The following is a 1,478-nucleotide window of genomic DNA, read 5'->3' on the forward strand; positions in this document are numbered from 1 at the left end:
GCTATACGGTTCCCATCAGGGAACGGAGTAGCTGCGATGAAAGACATGCAGGCTCAGTTGGAAAAGCTCCGCACTGATGCGGCCGAGTGCGCCCTCATCCGCGACCTGGCGACCGACCCGAAGAAGCGCGAGCTTTTCACGAGGCTGGCCGATCACCTGATGGTTCTCGCCTCAGAAGTTGAACGCGCAATCGCGGACAGCGCGAAGCGTACCTGATGAAGGCGGGCTGGCGGCCTTTCGAGGAGCCGATCAGGGTTGGCGATCGCGTCCTCGCCCCGCCAACGGCGCTTTGACGCATCGGGAAAAATCGGCAATATTCGCCCCATGGTTGCTCTCGATGAGATTGCAGACGCCCGCCGCCGCGAAACTGACCGCGCGCATCGACTGAGATTAGAGGGCCTGGTCGAGGACATCCGGAAGACCATAGAGGGACCGAGCAGCGCCAAAGAGAAGGTGGCGTGGATCAGAGAGCTGCTCGCCGTCCAGGGCTATCGCGCCCAAGAGTAGGCCCGCCAGCATGCCAACCGCCAGACGCTTCCGGTTGCGATGGGCGCACGGCTGAGGACCTTTGGAGCACCCTCCGCGTTAAGGCAATGAACCCCGGGGGCGAGGAGATTTTCCGATGTCCGCCGTCCCTCTGGACGTCCAACGAAGGTTCGAGCAGCGGTGGTCCGCTAGGTTTCTCTGCCCGAAGCAATCAACCAGAGCACAAGAACAGCGGCCTGAAAGCAGGCCCCAGTTTGCCGCGCCCGCAAAAGCCAAAAGAAAAGCCCGCCGGGCTAAAGCAACAGGMCCGATGTCTGCACCGGCCGCGTGAGCGCGGGGACCGAAGCCCCGCGGCACGGGCTTGGCTGATGCTTAGCTGCTGGGGATTTCACAGGCCCAGATTGAAACAGGGCGCCGTAAGCCCACGGATAGCAAGCGAACTTTCGCTCGGAGCGCTATTAGGACCACCTTTTGGGCGACAGTCGCCCTGCTCTCCTCATTTGCTTCCGTTTCCTTCTTAAAGGACTTCATCGCACCGACGGCCGTGGCGCTCGGTCTAGCAACCGTCGCAGCTTGGGCAGCTTTCTTATTAGGGAAGGCGCGACCCCATGCTCACATTCCGATATCGCGTGAGAGCCTGCACCACGAGTAGAGGCGAAGCTTCCTTCTTCGTCGGCGTCCCTCGCGTTGAGCTGAAAGAATTCATGGCCGCTCTCGAAGGCAAAGTATTCACCCCAGATTCGTTCCTCGCCGTCTTACGCGAAATCCAAGACCTCAACGAACGCGACGCACGATTGAGCGAACTCTATGCTCAACCGAGCTTAGAGAAGCTGCAGGTAGAGATAGGCAATGAAAAAGAGACAAAGGAATCGGCTCAAGCGTCCCCCAAAGAGGATCTCTTTCTGAAATTGCTGCAGACTAGTATTACCTGCTTTGGATTGCTCGCCGTTGTTGGCTTCTTTGTCAGCATTCTCGTTTCGCTCTATCGATAC

The 1,478-nt window shown here is 59.0% G+C and carries 3 protein-coding genes; all 3 read left to right on the forward strand.

All coding sequences use genetic code 11. The features are described 5' to 3' along the window. Positions 1-36: 36 nt before the first annotated feature. Positions 37-216 (forward strand): hypothetical protein, encoded by a 180-nt coding sequence (locus ACXJL8_RS40850; protein WP_271612864.1) that lies wholly within the window; start codon positions 37-39, stop codon positions 214-216. A gap of 39 nt (positions 217-255) precedes the next feature. Next, positions 256-507, forward strand: coding sequence for a hypothetical protein (locus ACXJL8_RS40855; RefSeq protein ID WP_456618931.1), 252 nt, complete (start codon positions 256-258; stop codon positions 505-507). A gap of 683 nt (positions 508-1,190) precedes the next feature. Then, positions 1,191-1,478: hypothetical protein (locus tag ACXJL8_RS40860; RefSeq protein ID WP_456687016.1), on the forward strand; the 288-nt coding region annotated here is incomplete at its 3' end.

Source organism: Bradyrhizobium sp. P5_C11_2, assembly GCF_054049755.1.